The organism is Paenibacillus sp. FSL L8-0494, assembly GCF_038003695.1.
Classification (GTDB): Bacteria; Bacillota; Bacilli; order Paenibacillales; family Paenibacillaceae; genus Paenibacillus_AQ; species Paenibacillus_AQ odorifer.
This window is the reverse complement of the sequence record NZ_JBBOPQ010000001.1, coordinates 131,589-150,961: the sequence shown is the minus strand read 5'-3', so window position 1 is coordinate 150,961 and position 19,373 is coordinate 131,589. Positions and strand designations below refer to the sequence as shown.

The window sequence follows — 19,373 nt, the reverse complement described above, 5'->3', positions numbered from 1 at the left end:
AGTTTTACTGCTCCTTCTTATCTCCATCCGCTGGCTGTCCTTGCTCAGGTTGTGTTCCTTGACGAGTTTTCTGCGGTGTATTTACTGCGCTTTCTGGCACTACAGTATCTGCTTGGATCAGTTTAGTACATACGATAGGGTCAGAATAATGTGCTTTAGGCTCTCCGGTTACTCTGCGAATAACGATTAATAATATAGCTGCCACAATAATCAGTAGAGAAAGCAGCTGAGAAATACGAATATTACCATAGGCAGGATCCAGATATCCTTGTTCAAAACCTAACCATTCCATCGGACTCCATAAGCCATTTATAAACGAAGCCAGTCCTGCACTTCCGTTAAAAGCTAAACTGTCAGTACGCACAGCCTCGATGAAGAACCGACCGATGGAATACCATATAAAGTAAGACATGAAGATTTCTCCAGCACGTACAAACTTCTGACGACGGAGAACCATCAATAACGCAATCCCTAGTAAGCTCCAAAGAGATTCATACAGGAAAGTCGGATGATGAAAAGCATCCCCTATGTACATTTGATTAACGATGAAGTCAGGTAAATGCAGTTTATCCCGTAAAAAAGATTCCTCAACTACGCTGCCGTATGCCTCTTGGTTGACAAAGTTTCCCCAGCGGCCAATCATTTGACCCGCCAGTAGTCCAGGTGCGCAAATATCAACAATACGCCAGAAAGGGTAACCCTTATAACGGAAATAAATAATTCCGCAAATAATCGCTCCTATTAATGCGCCGTAAATGGCGATGCCGCCATTCCAGATCTTAAAGACGTCTATCAGATTATGCTTATAATCGTCCCATTTAAAAGCTACAAAATAAATCCGTGCCCCTATAATTGCCGAGGGTACACCCAGTAGCAGCATATCCATAAAGAATTCTTGCGGGATTCCGAACCGTTTGCCCTCGCGGATCGCAAGAAATAATCCCGCGAGTGCACCGACCCCTAGTATTAACCCGTACCAGTGTACAGGCAGTGATCCAATTGAGAATACAATAGGATCTATTGCTAATGGGAACATTGTCTCACACTCCTAATCGAGATCGTCCATATCCTCAGATATGGTCGCAGTTAACTTATTCGTAAACTGCAGGGCTGCATTAAAGCCCATTTGCTTCAGGCGATAGTTCATCGCAGCAACCTCAATAATAACGGCAAGGTTACGTCCTGGACGTACAGGAATGGTTACAAGTGGAACATCGGTATCAATAATCCGCGTCGTTTCCTCATCAAGTCCAAGCCGGTCATACTGCTTGTCTTGCTGCCAAGCCTCTAATCTAACGACAAGTGTAATCCGTTTATGATTACGGATAGCACCCGCACCAAAAAGTGTCATTACGTTAATGATACCTACTCCGCGAATTTCCAACAAGTGACGGATCAACTCAGGGGCTGTACCATGCAGCTGGTTATCTGAAGTCTGGCGGATTTCCACGGCATCATCAGCGATCAGTCTATGTCCACGTTTTACAAGTTCAAGGGCTGTCTCACTCTTACCAATACCACTACTGCCAGTAATCAGCATACCTACACCATATACATCACAGAGTACACCATGAATCGTTGCTGTAGGGGCTAATCTCCCTTCTAAGAAGCTCGTCAAACGGCTGGAGAAAATAGTCGTAGCCATCGAGCTACGAAGCACAGGAAGTCCCTTTTCATTACTTATATCAATTAACTCCTGTGGTACATCCAAACTACGGGTAATTACGATACAAGGGGTATTGTCATTACAGATTCCACGAAGCCTACTTTTACGTTCAGCTTCAGGCAGCATGGAGAAGAATGCGAGTTCTGTCTTACCTAATAGTTGAACACGTTCTTCCGGATAATATTCGAAATAACCAGCAATCTCTAGTCCAGGGCGATTCAGGTCATCTACCGTAATAGGTCGCTTTAGACCTTCCTGGCCGGAAATAACCTCTAATTGAAAATGTTGTACCAATTCAGATACTTTTACTTTCTTAGCCATGTAAATTCGTCCTTTCGTCACCTGCGGTATATGTCCGCTTACTGCGTCCGGTTGACAGCGATCTCATTACAATTCCGGAGGTAATTCTCCTGCTATCTTAATTGATAACGCTTGTGAATGCAATCTTAACGCCTATCCATTACGACCCTAATTAAACAATAAAGCCACCCTTTCGGGTGGCTTTATCAAGAGAGAAAAGATCCTGCGATCTTATCCCAACAGAATGTTAACTTCGGATTCTTTATCGAAGAAGTGAACTTTGTTCATATCAATAGCCAATTTTGGCTTGCTGCCTTCGCGAGTAGTGGAACGTCCATCTACACGAGCGATTACAGTAGATTTACCAAGGCCGCTCAAGTAAAGGAGCATTTCGTGACCAAGGTTTTCAGTTACATCAACCAATGAAGTAAAGATTGTGTTCGGGGAAGCTTCCAAGAATACTGGCTCTTCATGGATATCTTCTGGACGAACGCCCATAATTACTTCTTTGCCAATGTAGCCTTTGCTGCGGATGATTTGAGCTTTTCCGCCTGGTACTTCAACATCAAGGTTCTCAGCACGGAAACGGACAGAACCGTTTGCTTCGGACAAAGTACCATTGATAAAGTTCATTGTAGGGGATCCGATAAATCCAGCTACGAACAGGTTAGTTGGTTCATTGTACAACTCTTCAGGGGAAGCAGCTTGTTGAATGATACCATCATACATAACTACGATACGGTCACCCATTGTCATAGCTTCTGTTTGGTCATGCGTTACGTAGATACAAGTGGTTTCAAGGCGTTTAACCAGTTTAGTGATTTCAGCGCGCATTTGACCACGAAGTTTAGCATCCAAGTTGGAAAGAGGCTCATCCATCAAGAAGACTTGTGGATCACGTACGATAGCGCGTCCCAAAGCGACACGTTGGCGTTGACCACCGGAAAGTGCTTTTGGTTTACGATCTAGCAAATGCTCGATATCGAGAATTCTAGCAGCTTCACGTACTTTCTTGTCGATTTCATCTTTCTTCACTTTACGAAGTTTCAAACCGAAAGCCATGTTTTGGTATACGCTCATATGCGGATACAGGGCGTAGGATTGGAATACCATCGCGATATCGCGGTCTTTAGGTGCAACGTCGTTGACTACACGATCGCCAATGTACATTTTACCTTCGGAGATTTCTTCCAGACCAGCGATCATACGCAAAGTTGTGGATTTACCGCAACCGGATGGTCCAACCAATACTAGAAATTCCTTATCTTTAATATCAAGATTGATATCCATTACTGTTGCTTTATCTGAACCCGGGTATTTTTTGAAAATATGCTCTAAACGTACGCCTGCCATTGTATTTCCCCCTCGAGTTAATTATTGATTAATTGAAAAATTCTTTTTTCCTTGTACATTTATATTACCCTAGACGGGACACGGTGGCTATTTGTAACGTTCACAAAAAACCTATTTCCTTTTCGTCACTTTATACAAAAGCATAGTAAGCTTCACAATAGCAGCGTCCCCAAAGCTACGCACATCCGCACCAGTCTCCTGTTTGATCTTGTCCAGACGGTATAAAAGCGTGTTGCGATGAATATATAGCTTCTTGGCTGTTTCACTCACATTACAATCCATCTCAAAAAACGTCTCCAGGGTCATCAGCATCTCTTTATCCGATAATACGGAAGAATAGTCGCCAATCTGTCCAAGTAACTGTTTACGCCGTGCATCAGGAATGCTGTTAACCAAACGTTCCAGATGCAGCTCCCAAGGTAAATGAATATATTCACCCACTTGGAAAATACGTCCGAGTACAATAGTCTCCCTCAGCAAGGCCACGGATCCCGTCAATCCCTTAACAGGAACAATAGCCGGAGCTACAGCCAAATGGAATACACCTACCCATTCGCTGGCTATCAGTTCGTGTAAGCCCATGCTGGTCTGAGCCAGAATTTCATCTACACTCTCTTCTTCCTCATCCTTATCATCTCCGCCCGTGAGTAGTTCCTTCCGGGCCAATATTAACCATTCTTTTTCTTGAAGAGGTATAAGCAGAATTTCATTCTCAAAATAGCTGCGCAACAACTTCATTAAGGAACGATAAGTGATCTGCGGGCTATGTGCATTCTCACTGCTAAGTAGGAATGGAACCATATCTCCGAATAAACGTCCCTTTAGAGCCATCTCATCGGGTATCTCAGAGTCATTTTTCTCTTGCTCCAGTTCGGTGTTCAACCAGGTACCCAGCTGCCGAGCCTCCGCTTCCCCTTCTTCTCTAACCCCAGTAGCTTTTAGTGCAATTGCAAAGTTTCGAACCGCATAATTCACTAATTGAATTTCCAAAGAGTTAAGTCCATCCAATTCCACCCAGACAGCGGTTACACGTCCATCAGTCTCATATAATGGTGCCCAAAGATGACCCTCATGGATTACCGGCTGTTCCTGTGCTTCCAATCCCATGCTAAAAAGAGAAGCTGAATGTTGCCTACCTAACTGCTTGATTCCGGTTTTCTTTCCGGTGAGCTGCTCTAACTTTTTCCGCAATGTTTCGCTATCCATAGTCACCATACTCCACCACTTTTGCTCTTTTCGCCTATTTTAGCATATTCTCTAATATTATGTTAATCACTACAGCAGCGCGCTACTATAATACGACATAAAAACACAAAAAAAGCCACCACCATAAGGTGATGACTTTCTGTTTGGGATGAGCCATGAAGGACTCGAACCTTCGACACCCTGATTAAAAGTCAGGTGCTCTACCAACTGAGCTAATGGCTCATAAATGGTGGGGGATGATGGATTCGAACCACCGAACACGTACGTGAGCAGATTTACAGTCTGATGCGTTTGGCCACTTCGCTAATCCCCCAAAAAAGGTGGCTCGGGACGGAATCGAACCGCCGACACGAGGATTTTCAGTCCTCTGCTCTACCGACTGAGCTACCGAGCCATAAGATTACATGACAATTAAGCGGAAAAGTCTTACACTTCCCACTCATTTTGTGGAAAAAATGGCGGAACCGACGGGATTCGAACCCGCGGTCTCCTGCGTGACAGGCAGGCATGTTAGGCCAACTACACCACGGTTCCGCATTAATTAAAAATGGTGCCGGCGAGAGGACTTGAACCCCCAACCTACTGATTACAAGTCAGTTGCTCTACCAGTTGAGCTACACCGGCACGGTGTAAAAGCAATTCTAAAAAGATGAAAATGGTGGAGGCTGAGGGGATCGAACCCCCGACCCTCTGCTTGTAAGGCAGATGCTCTCCCAGCTGAGCTAAGCCTCCAGGTATTATGGTAGCGGCGAAGGGGATCGAACCCCCGACCTCACGGGTATGAACCGTACGCTCTAGCCAGCTGAGCTACACCGCCACAATAATTAGTATTGCTATGGATTGAAAATGGCGGAGAGAGTGGGATTCGAACCCACGCACCGCTTACGCAGTCTAACCCCTTAGCAGAGGGTCCCCTTATAGCCACTTGGGTATCTCTCCAAACGATATCAGTACCACAGCAATCCAAACAGGAATTTGACTCCCTGAAAACTGAATCCGAAACGAATTTGCATTCTAAGTATAGGATAAGCCCTCGACCGATTAGTATTGGTCAGCTCCATGCATTGCTGCACTTCCACCTCCAACCTATCTACCTCGTCGTCTTCAAGGGGTCTTACTAATTGGGAAATCTCATCTTGAGGGGGGCTTCACGCTTAGATGCTTTCAGCGCTTATCCCGTCCGTACGTAGCTACCCAGCCATGCTCCTGGCGGAACAACTGGTGCACCAGCGGTACGTCCATCCCGGTCCTCTCGTACTAAGGACAGCTCCTCTCAAATTTCCTGCGCCCACGACAGATAGGGACCGAACTGTCTCACGACGTTCTGAACCCAGCTCGCGTACCGCTTTAATGGGCGAACAGCCCAACCCTTGGGACCTACTTCAGCCCCAGGATGCGATGAGCCGACATCGAGGTGCCAAACCTCCCCGTCGATGTGGACTCTTGGGGGAGATAAGCCTGTTATCCCCAGGGTAGCTTTTATCCGTTGAGCGATGGCCCTTCCATGCGGTACCACCGGATCACTAAGTCCGACTTTCGTCCCTGCTCGACTTGTAGGTCTCGCAGTCAAGCTCCCTTATGCCTTTGCACTCTGCGAATGATTTCCAACCATTCTGAGGGAACCTTGGAACGCCTCCGTTACTCTTTAGGAGGCGACCGCCCCAGTCAAACTGCCCGCCTGACACGGTCCCCGTACCCGATAAGGGTACTAGGTTAGAACCTAGATACGATCAGGGTGGTATCCCAACGGCGCCTCCACCGAAGCTTGCGCTCCGATTTCTACGGCTCCCACCTATCCTGTACAGATCGTACCCAAATTCAATATCAAGCTGCAGTAAAGCTCCATGGGGTCTTTCCGTCTTGTCGCGGGTAACCTGCATCTTCACAGGTATTAAAATTTCACCGGATCTCTCGTTGAGACAGCGCCCAAGTCGTTACGCCATTCGTGCGGGTCAGAATTTACCTGACAAGGAATTTCGCTACCTTAGGACCGTTATAGTTACGGCCGCCGTTTACTGGGGCTTCGGTTCATAGCTTCGGGTTACCCCTAACCACTCCCCTTAACCTTCCAGCACCGGGCAGGCGTCAGCCCGTATACTTCGCCTTGCGGCTTCGCACAGACCTGTGTTTTTGCTAAACAGTCGCTTGGGCCTTTTCACTGCGGCCCCCTCGTGCTATTCACACTACCGGGGCACCCCTTCTCCCGAAGTTACGGGGTCATTTTGCCGAGTTCCTTAACGAGAGTTCTTCCGCGCGCCTTAGAATTCTCTTCTCGCCTACCTGTGTCGGTTTGCGGTACGGGCACCTTCTCCTGGCTAGAGGCTTTTCTTGGCAGTGTGAGATCATGACCTTCGCTACTATAATTTTCGCTCCCCATCACAGCCCAGCCTTAATGATGTGCGGATTTGCCTACACATCAGCCTCACTGCTTAGACGGACATCCATCAGTCCGCGTCACTACCCTCCTGCGTCACCCCATCGCTCATAGCGGATTACGGTGGTACAGTAATTTCAAACTGTTGTCCTTCGACTACGCCTTTCGGCCTCGCCTTAGGTCCCGACTTACCCTGAGCGGACGAGCCTTCCTCAGGAAACCTTGGGCTTTCGGCGGATCAGATTCTCACTGATCTTTTCGTTACTCATACCGGCATTCTCACTTGTGTAGTGTCCAGCGCTCTTTTCAGTACACCTTCAACCCCTACACAACGCTCCCCTACCCCAGATACATACGTATCTAGCCATAGCTTCGGTGGTGTGTTTAGCCCCGTTACATTTTCGGCGCAGAGTCACTCGACCAGTGAGCTATTACGCACTCTTTCAATGGTGGCTGCTTCTAAGCCAACATCCTGGTTGTCTGTGCAACTCCACATCCTTTCCCACTTAACACACACTTGGGGACCTTAGCTGATGGTCTGGGCTGTTTCCCTTTTGACAATGGATCTTAGCACTCACTGTCTGACTCCCGGCAATAAGTATATGGCATTCGGAGTTTGACTGAGCTTGGTAATCCTTGCGGACCCCGCACCCAATCAGTGCTCTACCTCCACTACTCTTATACCGAGGCTAGCCCTAAAGCTATTTCGGGGAGAACCAGCTATCTCCGAGTTCGATTGGAATTTCTCCGCTACCCCCACCTCATCCCCGCACTTTTCAACGTACGTGGGTTCGGGCCTCCAGTGCGTGTTACCGCACCTTCACCCTGGACAGGGGTAGATCACACGGTTTCGGGTCTACGTCCACATACTAAATCGCCCTATTCAGACTCGCTTTCGCTGCGGCTCCACCTTCTCGGCTTAACCTTGCATGTTAAACGTAACTCGCCGGTTCATTCTACAAAAGGCACGCCATCACCCATTAATAGGGCTCTGACTTTTTGTAAGCACACGGTTTCAGGTTCTATTTCACTCCCCTTCCGGGGTGCTTTTCACCTTTCCCTCACGGTACTGTTTCACTATCGGTCGCCAGGTAGTATTTAGCCTTAGCAGATGGTCCTGCTGGATTCATACGGGGTTTCACGTGCCCCGCACTACTCGGGATCCGTCTCGGAGAGAACACAGTTTAGGTTACAGGGCTTTTACCTCTATCGCGGGCCTTTCCAGACCTCTTCACCTACCATATTCCTTTGTAACTCCATGTGAGACGTCCCACAACCCCAAGAGGCAAGCCCCTTGGTTTAGGCTGTTCCGCGTTCGCTCGCCGCTACTGACGGAATCACTATTGTTTTCTCTTCCTCAGGGTACTTAGATGTTTCAGTTCCCCTGGTCTGCCTCTACACACCCTATGTATTCAGGTATGAGTAACTGCGAATTACCACAGCTGGGTTTCCCCATTCGGACACCCCCGGATCAAAGCTTGCTTACAGCTCCCCGAGGCAGTTTCGTTGTTCGCCACGTCCTTCGTCGGCTCCTGGCGCCTAGGCATCCTCCGTGTGCTCTTATTAGCTTAACCTTGATTTTTCCGAAGAAAAATCTCACTAATAACATTTACTTGTTTACACAAGTTGCTAAAAGATGTTCTAAAACGCAAATTCGTTTCGGTATCCAGTTTTCAAGGATCAAGTAAAAAAGTTATTCATTTAAAAATTTATGGTGGAGCCAAGCGGGATCGAACCGCTGACCTCCTGCTTGCAAGGCAGGCGCTCTCCCAGCTGAGCTATGGCCCCATAAAATTACTCTATAATGTTATATGGTGGGCCTTGGTGGACTCGAACCACCGACCTCACCCTTATCAGAGGTGCGCTCTAACCAACTGAGCTAAAAGCCCATATAACATATATAACATTGTGAATCAACCAATGAATTGGTTGTCCGCTTGGCAACGTCCTACTCTCCCAGGACCCTTCGGTCCAAGTACCATCGGCGCTGGAGGGCTTAACGGTCGTGTTCGGGATGGGTACGTGTGGAACCCCTCCGCTATCGCCACCAAACGCATGCGAAAGAGACTTGCTCTTTCAAAACTGAACACGAGTGAGTGTTCGAACCCGAAGGTTCTATTATGGAAGTTAAACTTCCGATTTGAATGTCCTCATTGCAGAGAACGATTCTCCATAGAAAGGAGGTGATCCAGCCGCACCTTCCGATACGGCTACCTTGTTACGACTTCACCCCAATCATCTACCCCACCTTCGGCGGCTGGCTCCCTTGCGGGTTACCCCACCGACTTCGGGTGTTGTAAACTCTCGTGGTGTGACGGGCGGTGTGTACAAGACCCGGGAACGTATTCACCGCGGCATGCTGATCCGCGATTACTAGCAATTCCGACTTCATGCAGGCGAGTTGCAGCCTGCAATCCGAACTGAGACCGGCTTTGATGGGATTGGCTCCACCTCGCGGCTTCGCTTCCCGTTGTACCGGCCATTGTAGTACGTGTGTAGCCCAGGTCATAAGGGGCATGATGATTTGACGTCATCCCCACCTTCCTCCGGTTTGTCACCGGCAGTCACTCTAGAGTGCCCAGCATTACCTGCTGGCAACTAAAGTTAAGGGTTGCGCTCGTTGCGGGACTTAACCCAACATCTCACGACACGAGCTGACGACAACCATGCACCACCTGTCTCCTCTGTCCCGAAGGCCGCTGCTATCTCTAGCAGATTCAGAGGGATGTCAAGACCTGGTAAGGTTCTTCGCGTTGCTTCGAATTAAACCACATACTCCACTGCTTGTGCGGGTCCCCGTCAATTCCTTTGAGTTTCAGTCTTGCGACCGTACTCCCCAGGCGGAGTGCTTACTGTGTTAACTTCGGCACCAAGGGTATCGAAACCCCTAACACCTAGCACTCATCGTTTACGGCGTGGACTACCAGGGTATCTAATCCTGTTTGCTCCCCACGCTTTCGCGCCTCAGCGTCAGTTACAGCCCAGAAAGTCGCCTTCGCCACTGGTGTTCCTCCACATATCTACGCATTTCACCGCTACACGTGGAATTCCACTTTCCTCTTCTGTACTCAAGCCACCCAGTTTCCAGTGCGACCTCAGGTTGAGCCCAAGGTTTAAACACCAGACTTAAATAGCCGCCTGCGCGCGCTTTACGCCCAATAATTCCGGACAACGCTTGCCCCCTACGTATTACCGCGGCTGCTGGCACGTAGTTAGCCGGGGCTTTCTTCTCAGGTACCGTCACTCCGATAGCAGTTACTCTACCGGACGTTCTTCCCTGGCAACAGAGCTTTACGATCCGAAAACCTTCATCACTCACGCGGCGTTGCTCCGTCAGGCTTTCGCCCATTGCGGAAGATTCCCTACTGCTGCCTCCCGTAGGAGTCTGGGCCGTGTCTCAGTCCCAGTGTGGCCGTTCACCCTCTCAGGTCGGCTACGCATCGTCGCCTTGGTGGGCCGTTACCCCACCAACTAGCTAATGCGCCGCAGGCCCATCCCTCAGTGACAGATTGCTCCGTCTTTCATTCTTCTCTCAGGAGAAAAAAGAAATTATCCGGTATTAGCTACCGTTTCCGGTAGTTATCCCAGTCTGAAGGGCAGGTTGCCTACGTGTTACTCACCCGTCCGCCGCTAAGTTATTTTGAAAGCAAGCTTTCAAAATAACTCCGCTCGACTTGCATGTATTAGGCACGCCGCCAGCGTTCGTCCTGAGCCAGGATCAAACTCTCCAATTAGTATTGAAAAGAGCGATATGCTCATTTTGAAACATCTGACGAGAAAATTAATTCTCTAATTTTGGATTTCACTTACGTGATTTCCCACTCACTCGTTGTTCAGTTTTCAAAGATCAATGTCTCATCTTTCGTCGTCGTTGCTTGTCAGCAGCGACCTTTATAATATATCACAGCGCCTTTGTTTTCGTCAAGCATTTTTTTAATTTCTTTTTTTGCTTGACCATTTCAGCAAGTTGTTAATCAACAGCTTGTCCAAACGGGCGAGACTTAATGTATCATATTTTTCAAAGCCACGTCAAGCATTAAAATAAAATTATTCTTAATCCGAGTAACATAACCACGCCAGGAAGCCCAAGAACCGTTACTGCGCCTATAGTTGCAGGGTTCAAAGGGATATACACCTGCGTGAGCAAACCCGAGAAGTTCACTACATATATCCCGAGTGCAGCCAATACCAAATGAACCCCAAATAAGCTTAGCCACCCAAAACCCAGCTTTTTTCTAAATACAACTAAACCTAATAAGATAACGGATAATATCAATACGCCCATAGCTATCATTCTAAGCATGTAGATCCCCCTTATACATTTATTTATAAGCCCTTATATTTGACTACTGTTCAACCCCAAGCTTTTTGCATGTTTGAGATGTATCTGATATTTACGTTCTGCAGCCTCCAGAATATATATCGCGTAATCTATCTGATCCTGTCCCAATGCCTCGTCGAACATTAGATATGCTCTCTCCCACTCTGAATGCGCCTTACGGACCTCTAAGAGGGTTTCCCATCCCTCACTTTCCTTTTTGCCTTGTTCCTTATCCACTCCCCGCCACAGCTCTCTCCACCATCCCATTTCAATTCCTCCTCAGAATAATTTTGATGCAAAATACACATCTCGTTATTCTCATTCATATCGGGATAGGGACAAACTTAGAACAAAAAAAAGGAAACCCGAGGGCTTCCTTTTTGAAAAATACCACTATAGAGCTGCTAGAATAGCTCGCGACGGCCTTCCAACGCTTTGGACAAGGTAACTTCATCAGCGTATTCAAGATCGCCACCTACAGGCAAGCCATGAGCTATCCTGGTGATTTTAATCTCAAACGGCCGAACAAGACGAGAAATGTACATCGCCGTTGCTTCTCCCTCGATGTTGGGGTTGGTCGCCATAATAAGCTCGCTTACTCTCTCATCACTCAGACGGGTCAATAATTCTTTCAAGCGAATATCATCAGGGCCGATACCTTCCATAGGTGAAATTGCGCCCTGAAGAACATGGTAATATCCATTAAACTCCTTGGTTCGTTCTATAGCCACCAAATCCTTAGAGTCTTGTATCACACATATCACTGAAGGATCTCTAGTTTTGTCCTGACATATCTTACATGGGTCCGTATCCGTAATATTACAGCAGACCGAGCAATAGTGAAGATTGCGTTTGACGCTTACTAGCGCTTTTGCAAAATCAATGACTTCATCCTCTTTCATGTTAAGCACATGAAAAGCTAACCGGGCGGCTGTCTTCGGTCCAATCCCGGGCAAACGCGTAAAAGCATCGATCAGCTTAGCTAGCGGTTCGGGATAATACAAATTAATAATTCTCCTTTAGACTGAAGTGGAGTGGGCTATTAGAACAAGCCTGGGATCTTCATTCCACCAGTGAATTTACCCATGTCATTGTTAGCAAGCTCTTCAGCTTGAGTCAATGCATCATTTACAGCAGTGATTACAAGATCTTGCAACATTTCAACATCTTCCGGATCAACGGCTTCCGGTTTAATTTGAATAGACAGCAATTTTTTGTGGCCGTTTACTTGGACAGTAACTACGCCGCCACCTGATGAACCCTCAATAACCTTGCCTCCGAGTTCCTCTTGAGCTTTGAGCATTTGCTCCTGCATTTTCTTAACTTGCTTCATCATTTGGTTCATATTATTCATACTTCGTCTCTCCTTTGGAATGCGCAATTAGCGCTAGTATGTTTATATTACTCTTTTATGACAACAAGGTCTTCTCCAAAAAGCTGGATAGCCTCATCAATCCAAGGTTCAGGTTTAGCTTCTGCAGTATCGTGTTCATGCTCCAGCTGCAGTTCTTCTTTGCCAGTCTGTCCCACAGACTTCTGGGCAGCTTCATTCCAGTCACGAAGCATCATGGTTACAAGTCTATAAGGTTTGCCTAGACGCGCTGCAAGCACACTCTCAATAACCTGTCTGTTTGCCGGCTTCTCAGTAGTATCGCGGTGAATCGTGTTCTTGAATGCAACAAGCACCGCATCCTCCATAATCGATACTGGCTCACCGTCTACAAACCATGCATGAACCGTTACCTTTTCCTCTTTTACTCCCTGCAGGACAAGGCTCCACTGTTTATAGATTGCTGCAAAATCGGGACTATCTTTACCAGCAATAAACTTATCTACGTTAGGAGGCATTTTTGAGGCTGAAGAAACCCGCGGTGTTGGAACCGCATGCGATTTCGGTGCAGGAGCACCATCACGCCCTCCTCCGGAAATACCACCGGATTGCATAGCCTGTTCCAGCTTCTTCTCCAGTGCTGCGATCTGTCTTTTGAGAAGATCCAATTCACCAGAGTCAACGCTCGAATTATTCGCGCCTACTCCGGCATTTGTTTCACCTAACGGAGCAAATGCGGCGCTCTGACTTACCTCTTGCTGCAAGCTGCAAAGCTTCATCAGCGCCACTTCAAACAGTGTCTGAGGATGTGTTGCGTATTTCATTTCACCTAGGTATTTATTGATTGTATCTACAATCTGAAATAGACGCTCCCGAGAAAATGCGGTGGCCATATCTTTAAATTCAGCAGGATTCAGCACCCGCTCTGTTAATTGATCGGCCTCGGGTACCATCTTAATCATCAATAAATCACGGAAATAATACATGAGATTCTCTAAGCATTTATCTGCACTTTTACCTTCATGCATAAGCTGCTCAACGAGCTCCAGAAGAAGACCCATATCACCTTCCAATATGGCAGTGGCAAGACGTGCAAATTGCTCGGAGGGAATTCCTCCTGTCATTCCTAACACTTGTTCGTACGTAACATTACCATCTGTAAAGGATGAAATCTGATCCAGCAAGCTCAATGCATCACGCATACCACCATCAGATAGACGGGCAATATACTGCAATGCGTTGTTATCCGCTGTAATCCCTTCCTTCTCACAAATAGCAGTCAGATGGGCGGTCTGTTCTTCTAACGCCACTCTACGGAAGTCAAAACGCTGACAACGGGAAATTATTGTCGCTGGCAATTTGTGAGGTTCCGTTGTCGCAAGAATAAACATCGCATGTGACGGAGGTTCCTCCAACGTCTTTAATAGAGCATTAAAAGCTTCTGTAGTCAGCATATGCACTTCATCAATGATATACACTTTACGGCGTACCTCGGTAGGTGCATACTTCACCTTTTCACGCAGATCACGGATCTCCTCTACGCCCCGGTTTGATGCCGCATCTATTTCCTGCACATCCATTACATTACCCGCAGCGATTCGCAGGCAGGATGGACATTCGTTACAAGGTTCCGGACCTGGCCCACGTTCACAGTTAACCGCTTTAGCTAAGACTTTAGCAGCACTTGTCTTACCAGTTCCCCGCGGACCGCTGAACAGATAGGCATGCGAAACCCGCTGTTCACGAATTGCGTTCTGCAGCGTTTGGATAATGTGCTGTTGTCCAACCATGTCTTGAAACGACTGCGGCCGCCAAGCACGGTACAGCGCGATATGTTCCACTATGCATTACCCTCTCTTAAGCTGCCGCTTTCCCGGCATTTGTCGCAAATTTATTATACTATATTCATCGGCTATTGACCAAAAACAAAAAGCATCTTTGCTTGTGGCAAAGATGCTATGATAAACAGAATTATAAACCGTGCACCTGTTATTGATGGCTACGATCCAAGCGGCAACCCTACATGACTGCTCGAGTTAGGCCACCCTCCGGCACAAGAGTAATCTTACTTATGGCTGCTTCCTTCCGGACCTGACCAGGTTCATAAGCACTCATTGCGGAGGACCCAACTGTCAACACAGCCCATAGGAACCAAGGCCTCACATCGATAGCACCTCTAACAGGAATTCAACCTCGCTACAGCGGATTGCGAGTTACAGGGCACCGCTACCTCCCCGTCTAGCACGGCGAAGATAAGTATAGCTCACGCTCGGACAAAAATCAACTCCAAGACATAAAATGAGCCCCTCAGCTATACAGCTGGGGGGCTCAATCTAACCGTTAAGCCGCAAAGCGACTGTTCAAATTAGATACCATATTTCTTCTTAAATTTATCTACGCGACCGCCGGCATCCAGGAACTTCTGCTTGCCAGTGAAGAACGGATGGCAGTTGGAGCAAATTTCGACACGAAGCTCTTGTTTAACAGAGCCAGCTTCGAAAGTGTTGCCACATGCGCAGGTTACCTTAGTTAAATTATACTTTGGTTGAATTGCTTCTTGCATTTTGAATTTCACCTCTCATGCCCTAAGCCTCATGCGGACCCAGAGTTATATGATTACACTGTGGTATTTTAGCACGAAATATCGAATTGGGCAATATGTTTCATTTTTACATTTTAGCCGCTTAAATATTGATTCCCCGCCGCTTAGCCCGCGCCATATCTGCTGGTGGCACATGTGTATAAGAGCCTATAACTACATCCGGCAGTTCATCGCGGAAAATATCAAGCATCGTCTTCATCCCAAGGATTTCACCCTGGGCAGGAGGAATCAACTCTAAATAGCTCTCCGGGTCAATGTTTAGATTACGCATCTGAATAAGCTTCAGATCAGTACGTCTTACAAACTCCAGCATCGCTTCAATCTCTTCTTCGCGATCAGTCACTCCAGGGAAGATTAGATAATTGATCGATGTGTAAACCCCCTGCGAAGCAGCGTATTTCAAAGATTTCTCTACATTGGCCAATGTATAACCGCGTGGTTTGTAATAAGCATTATAATGGTCATCAAGGGCACTGATTGTGCTGACACGCATCAAATCGAGCCCAGCATCAACGATTCCTCGCATATGATCGCTTAATCCCGCATTGGTGTTGATATTGATATAGCCCATATCAGTAATCGAGCGCACTTCACGAATAGCTTCTATAATAAGTTTTGCCTGCGTGGAAGGTTCCCCTTCACAGCCTTGTCCAAAGCTGATAATCGATTCAGGCGTCTTTAAATGCTCCAACATAACTTGTGAAATTTCGTTGACCGTAGGCCGGAAATTCATGCGAGTCTGCGGAGATACAAAGCCGCTATCATCAGGTTGCTCAGAAATACAGCCAAAACATCCAGCATTACATGAATAAGAGACGGGTACACCGCCCTCCCAACGCCCTAAAAAGGTATTGGAGGAAGTCAGGCATTCATAGCCAAGCGCACAGTTAGAAAGATGCTCATAGAGGCGGTTATCAGGATATTTGGCTGTCATCTCACCAACACTGACTTCAAGATCTTCTTTGTCACAATTAAGTGGATTCCATTTCTCCGGATTATCGGTAGGGTCTGCCGCAACATAGAACCCGCCATCCTTCCACACTACAGCCGAATACCCAAACAGAGGAAGCTTATAAGACTTATCTGTCTTCACATAACCAGGAAGACATAGACGAGTGTAGCCTTGCGGCAGCAGCGCTCCGACAGCCTGCGAGCCTTCCGGCAAAGACATCATTTCACCCGTCTCAGGATTCATACCCACAGCACGTGTACTAGGCAACCCCACGAGCGTAGCACCTTCTGGTAATGGAATTAATTCTTCCTCCAGCATTTCAACAATCATATCCCCACTTCGGGCTAGCCCGTACAGTTCAGGATGATCATATACGTTTCCTTGCCCGTCGGCATATACCAAATACATGTTAGTCTCCTCTTATTATCAATTCTCAAGTTGTAGGTACTGAAGGTGTCTTCGCCCGCGTGGTACGACGAGCAGCTGTACCACTGTTGGAAGTGCCCCCGTTACTTGCAGTCCCGTTTGGTGTTGTTTTTGCCCCAGCAACGTCAAAGGATGCCAAGAACTCAGCATTAGTCTTCGTATCACGCAGCTTTTTGATGAATCCCTCCACAAAATCGTAGGATTCGTTCATATTTTTGCGAATCGCCCAAATCGTATCCAGTTCTTCTTTGCTCAAGAGCACTTCTTCGCGACGTGTACCTGAACGACGAATATCGATAGCTGGGAATATCCGGCGTTCCGCCAATTTGCGGTCCAAATGAAGCTCCATATTACCGGTACCCTTAAATTCTTCATATATAATATCATCCATACGCGAGCCAGTATCTATTAATGCTGTTGCCAAAATAGTTAATGAGCCGCCTTCTTCCACATTCCGTGCAGAACCAAAAAACCGCTTCGGCCGGTGAAAAGCCGCCGGGTCAATCCCCCCGCTAAGTGTACGTCCAGAGGGTGGAACCACCAGATTATAAGCACGCGCCAGACGCGTAATGCTATCCAAAAGAATAACTACATCCTTCTTGTGCTCAACTAAACGAAGTGCCCTTTGCAACACAAGCTCAGCCACTTTAATATGATTCTCTGGAAGCTCATCAAACGTCGATGCAACCACTTCGCCTTTTACAGAACGCTGCATATCGGTTACTTCTTCAGGACGTTCATCAATCAGCAATACAAAGAGCTCAATCTCAGGATTATTAGTGGAAATACTATTGGCAATTTCTTTTAAGAGGAGCGTTTTTCCTGCTTTTGGAGGTGCTACAATCAAACCCCGCTGCCCCAAACCTACAGGAGCGAGCAAATCCATTATTCGGGTAGACAAATGAGTAGGGGATGTTTCAAGCGGTAGCTTGTCTTGCGGATAAAGTGGTGTTAATGCTGGAAAATGAAGACGCTCCGCTGCACTAGCAGGGTTCTCGCCATTAACGGCATTGACTTGAAGCAGGCCAAAATATCGTTCATTTTCTTTTGGTGTCCGACATTTACCAGACACAAGATCTCCGCTTCTGAGATCAAACTTACGAATTTGTGAAGCTGAGATGTAAATATCTTCAGCACTGGGCAAATAGTTAATTGGCCTAAGAAATCCATAGCCCTCAGGCAAAATTTCTAGCACGCCTTCCATAAACATGAGACCGCTCTGCTCTGCCTGTGCCCGAAGGATCGCAAAGATCAGTTCCCGTTTCTTCAGCTGTCCGTAATAAGGGATCTGGTATTTCTTGGCCAGCTTATATAACTCGGTCAGCTTCATTTCTTCCAGATCGGAAATTTGAAGATCCATGTAATAACCACCTATTCAATTTTTAAATGAGTTCTTCCTAGTCTATCTACTAGGCAAAAATATGATTCTATTAAAATGCTCATTAGGTTAGTATTACCCCAAATGGAAGGAAATATGCGGTTTGGCCGCAAATTAATACTCCTTCCAAGCGGGATATCCTAATATTATTCATTCTCACGCCAAACATGAGCACCAAGTTGCCGAAGGTTGCTCACTAAATTATCATAACCACGATCAATATACTCTACGCCGGTCACTTCAGTAATACCATCCTCTACTGTTAACCCGGCAATGACAAGGGCTGCACCCGCACGCAGATCAGCTGCTTTTACTTTTGCAGCATTAAGTTTACTGCCCTCAATAATTGCAGATCGGCCCTCAACACGAATCTTTGCGCCCATTCTTACCAACTCTGGCACATGCTTGAAGCGGTTGCTGTAAACGAAATCGCTAAGCACACTAACCCCTTCTGCCTGTGTCAGCATACTTGTCATAGGAGATTGTAAATCTGTAGGAAATCCAGGATAGGTCAGTGCTTTAACATCTGCATGTTCATAATTAGCTCTACCTATAACTCGGATACTTTCATCAAGCTCTTCAATATCCACGCCCATCTCTAAAAGCTTGGCTGTTAAGGCTTCCAAGTGCTTAGGAATAACATTATCTATCAACACATTACCACGCGTAGCCGCAGCGGCAATCATATAAGTTCCTGCTTGAATCCGATCGGGAATAATGGAATGACGGCAACCGTGCATTTCCGAGACCCCTTCGATCCGGATGGTTTCTGTACCAGCGCCTTTAATAACAGCGCCCATAGAGTTCAATAGGGTAGCTACATCTATAATCTCAGGCTCTTTAGCCGCATTTTCAATAATTGTAGAGCCTTTGGCTCGTGAAGCCGCCAGCATGATGTTTATAGTGGCACCTACGCTTGATACGTCCAGATAAATCTTCGCACCGCGTAGCTCTTTTGCATATAAATGGATAGAACCATGTTCGTTGGTAACTGTTGCTCCTAAAGCCTCGAAACCCTTGATATGTTGATCAATTGGACGAGGTTCAAAATTACAGCCACCAGGAAGACCTATTGTCGCTTCTTTGAATCTTCCAAGCAGAGCTCCCATCATATAATACGAAGCTCTAAGTTTCTTAACCGGCCCATTGGGCATTGGAATAGATACAATACGTGAAGGGTCAATTCTCATCTGATTGCCTGACCAGGATACATTAGCGCCAAGCTCTTGCAAGATTTCGGAGTAAACGGCTACATCACTAAGGGACGGTAAATTATCCAGAACAACTTCAGATTCGGCCAAAATTGCCGCAGGAATGAGCGCAATGGCACTATTCTTTGCTCCACTGATGGTTACAACGCCCTCTAGCGGACGTCCACCGCCAATCATTAATTTTTCCATAGATTTATCAATTTCCCCCTACGTGTATTGCAGCTGGGTGGGCAATACGTGCTGTGGACTTTTAG

At 46.8% G+C, this 19,373-nt stretch carries 13 protein-coding genes, 10 tRNA genes, 3 rRNA genes and 1 other RNA gene; all 27 read right to left on the bottom strand.

Annotated elements, in window-relative coordinates; genetic code table 11:
* Window positions 1-4 precede the first annotated feature (4 nt).
* On the bottom strand, window positions 5-1,036 hold the full coding sequence (gene lgt / locus NYE35_RS00745; RefSeq protein ID WP_038568089.1) for a prolipoprotein diacylglyceryl transferase: 1,032 nt from the start codon (window positions 1,034-1,036) through the stop codon (window positions 5-7).
* Between the two features lie 12 nt (window positions 1,037-1,048).
* Window positions 1,049-1,987: an HPr(Ser) kinase/phosphatase gene (gene hprK, locus NYE35_RS00740; protein ID WP_036687047.1), complete on the bottom strand. Its 939-nt coding sequence runs from the start codon at window positions 1,985-1,987 to the stop codon at window positions 1,049-1,051.
* A gap of 210 nt (window positions 1,988-2,197) precedes the next feature.
* The gene (locus NYE35_RS00735) at window positions 2,198-3,319 is read right to left on the bottom strand and encodes an ABC transporter ATP-binding protein (RefSeq protein WP_036687044.1); all 1,122 of its coding nucleotides are present in this window, start codon (window positions 3,317-3,319) and stop codon (window positions 2,198-2,200) included.
* A gap of 111 nt (window positions 3,320-3,430) precedes the next feature.
* Window positions 3,431-4,525 (bottom strand): PucR family transcriptional regulator, encoded by a 1,095-nt coding sequence (locus tag NYE35_RS00730; RefSeq protein ID WP_038568087.1) that lies wholly within the window; start codon window positions 4,523-4,525, stop codon window positions 3,431-3,433.
* Between the two features lie 149 nt (window positions 4,526-4,674).
* Window positions 4,675-4,747, bottom strand: a tRNA-Lys gene (locus tag NYE35_RS00725).
* Between the two features lie 5 nt (window positions 4,748-4,752).
* Window positions 4,753-4,838 (bottom strand) — tRNA-Tyr (locus tag NYE35_RS00720).
* An 8-nt stretch (window positions 4,839-4,846) separates the two neighbouring features.
* Window positions 4,847-4,919 (bottom strand) — tRNA-Phe (locus NYE35_RS00715).
* 62 nt (window positions 4,920-4,981) lie between these two features.
* Window positions 4,982-5,059, bottom strand: a tRNA-Asp gene (locus NYE35_RS00710).
* 14 nt (window positions 5,060-5,073) lie between these two features.
* Window positions 5,074-5,149, bottom strand: a tRNA-Thr gene (locus tag NYE35_RS00705).
* 32 nt (window positions 5,150-5,181) lie between these two features.
* Window positions 5,182-5,257, bottom strand: a tRNA-Val gene (locus tag NYE35_RS00700).
* A gap of 8 nt (window positions 5,258-5,265) precedes the next feature.
* Window positions 5,266-5,342 (bottom strand) — tRNA-Met (locus NYE35_RS00695).
* Between the two features lie 30 nt (window positions 5,343-5,372).
* A tRNA-Ser gene (locus NYE35_RS00690) sits at window positions 5,373-5,464 on the bottom strand.
* 82 nt (window positions 5,465-5,546) lie between these two features.
* Window positions 5,547-8,473, bottom strand: a 23S ribosomal RNA gene (locus NYE35_RS00685).
* Window positions 8,474-8,611: 138 nt separating this feature from the next.
* Window positions 8,612-8,687, bottom strand: a tRNA-Ala gene (locus tag NYE35_RS00680).
* 24 nt (window positions 8,688-8,711) lie between these two features.
* A tRNA-Ile gene (locus tag NYE35_RS00675) sits at window positions 8,712-8,788 on the bottom strand.
* A 46-nt stretch (window positions 8,789-8,834) separates the two neighbouring features.
* Window positions 8,835-8,951 (bottom strand): 5S ribosomal RNA (gene rrf, locus NYE35_RS00670).
* 124 nt (window positions 8,952-9,075) lie between these two features.
* Window positions 9,076-10,633, bottom strand: a 16S ribosomal RNA gene (locus NYE35_RS00665).
* Together the 16S, 23S and 5S rRNA genes with 10 tRNA genes alongside form the textbook arrangement of a ribosomal RNA operon.
* 302 nt (window positions 10,634-10,935) lie before the next feature.
* Window positions 10,936-11,193: a pro-sigmaK processing inhibitor BofA family protein gene (locus NYE35_RS00660; RefSeq protein ID WP_370510561.1), complete on the bottom strand. Its 258-nt coding sequence runs from the start codon at window positions 11,191-11,193 to the stop codon at window positions 10,936-10,938.
* Window positions 11,194-11,235: 42 nt separating this feature from the next.
* A complete protein-coding gene (locus NYE35_RS00655) occupies window positions 11,236-11,487 on the bottom strand; it encodes a DUF2508 family protein (RefSeq protein WP_036679920.1) in 252 nt (83 codons plus the stop codon).
* Window positions 11,488-11,624: 137 nt separating this feature from the next.
* Window positions 11,625-12,224, bottom strand: coding sequence for a recombination mediator RecR (gene recR, locus NYE35_RS00650; protein ID WP_036679922.1), 600 nt, complete (start codon window positions 12,222-12,224; stop codon window positions 11,625-11,627).
* 38 nt (window positions 12,225-12,262) lie between these two features.
* A complete protein-coding gene (locus tag NYE35_RS00645; protein ID WP_036679924.1) occupies window positions 12,263-12,574 on the bottom strand; it encodes a YbaB/EbfC family nucleoid-associated protein in 312 nt (103 codons plus the stop codon).
* Between the two features lie 47 nt (window positions 12,575-12,621).
* On the bottom strand, window positions 12,622-14,391 hold the full coding sequence (gene dnaX / locus NYE35_RS00640; protein WP_036679925.1) for a DNA polymerase III subunit gamma/tau: 1,770 nt from the start codon (window positions 14,389-14,391) through the stop codon (window positions 12,622-12,624).
* A 137-nt stretch (window positions 14,392-14,528) separates the two neighbouring features.
* An RNA gene (gene ffs / locus NYE35_RS00635) (signal recognition particle sRNA large type) lies at window positions 14,529-14,797 on the bottom strand.
* A gap of 118 nt (window positions 14,798-14,915) precedes the next feature.
* The gene (gene rpmE, locus NYE35_RS00630) at window positions 14,916-15,113 is read right to left on the bottom strand and encodes a 50S ribosomal protein L31 (RefSeq protein ID WP_076106028.1); all 198 of its coding nucleotides are present in this window, start codon (window positions 15,111-15,113) and stop codon (window positions 14,916-14,918) included.
* 121 nt (window positions 15,114-15,234) lie between these two features.
* A complete protein-coding gene (locus NYE35_RS00625) occupies window positions 15,235-16,512 on the bottom strand; it encodes a radical SAM protein (RefSeq protein ID WP_038568079.1) in 1,278 nt (425 codons plus the stop codon).
* Between the two features lie 25 nt (window positions 16,513-16,537).
* Window positions 16,538-17,890, bottom strand: coding sequence for a transcription termination factor Rho (gene rho, locus NYE35_RS00620; protein WP_036679930.1), 1,353 nt, complete (start codon window positions 17,888-17,890; stop codon window positions 16,538-16,540).
* A gap of 164 nt (window positions 17,891-18,054) precedes the next feature.
* Window positions 18,055-19,308, bottom strand: coding sequence for a UDP-N-acetylglucosamine 1-carboxyvinyltransferase (locus NYE35_RS00615; RefSeq protein WP_036679932.1), 1,254 nt, complete (start codon window positions 19,306-19,308; stop codon window positions 18,055-18,057).
* Window positions 19,309-19,373 lie beyond the last annotated feature (65 nt).

Bases quoted from the DNA above. Each gene is read 5' to 3' on its own strand.
- lgt (WP_038568089.1), bottom strand. From the start codon at position 1,036: ATGTTCCCATTAGCAATAGATCCTATTGTATTCTCAATTGGATCACTG.
- hprK (WP_036687047.1), bottom strand. From the start codon at position 1,987: ATGGCTAAGAAAGTAAAAGTATCTGAATTGGTACAACATTTTCAATTA.
- NYE35_RS00735 (WP_036687044.1), bottom strand. From the start codon at position 3,319: ATGGCAGGCGTACGTTTAGAGCATATTTTCAAAAAATACCCGGGTTCA.
- NYE35_RS00730 (WP_038568087.1), bottom strand. From the start codon at position 4,525: ATGGATAGCGAAACATTGCGGAAAAAGTTAGAGCAGCTCACCGGAAAG.
- NYE35_RS00660 (WP_370510561.1), bottom strand. From the start codon at position 11,193: ATGATAGCTATGGGCGTATTGATATTATCCGTTATCTTATTAGGTTTA.
- NYE35_RS00655 (WP_036679920.1), bottom strand. From the start codon at position 11,487: ATGGGATGGTGGAGAGAGCTGTGGCGGGGAGTGGATAAGGAACAAGGC.
- NYE35_RS00645 (WP_036679924.1), bottom strand. From the start codon at position 12,574: ATGAATAATATGAACCAAATGATGAAGCAAGTTAAGAAAATGCAGGAG.
- rpmE (WP_076106028.1), bottom strand. From the start codon at position 15,113: ATGCAAGAAGCAATTCAACCAAAGTATAATTTAACTAAGGTAACCTGC.
- NYE35_RS00625 (WP_038568079.1), bottom strand. From the start codon at position 16,512: ATGTATTTGGTATATGCCGACGGGCAAGGAAACGTATATGATCATCCT.
- rho (WP_036679930.1), bottom strand. From the start codon at position 17,890: ATGGATCTTCAAATTTCCGATCTGGAAGAAATGAAGCTGACCGAGTTA.
- NYE35_RS00615 (WP_036679932.1), bottom strand. From the start codon at position 19,308: ATGGAAAAATTAATGATTGGCGGTGGACGTCCGCTAGAGGGCGTTGTA.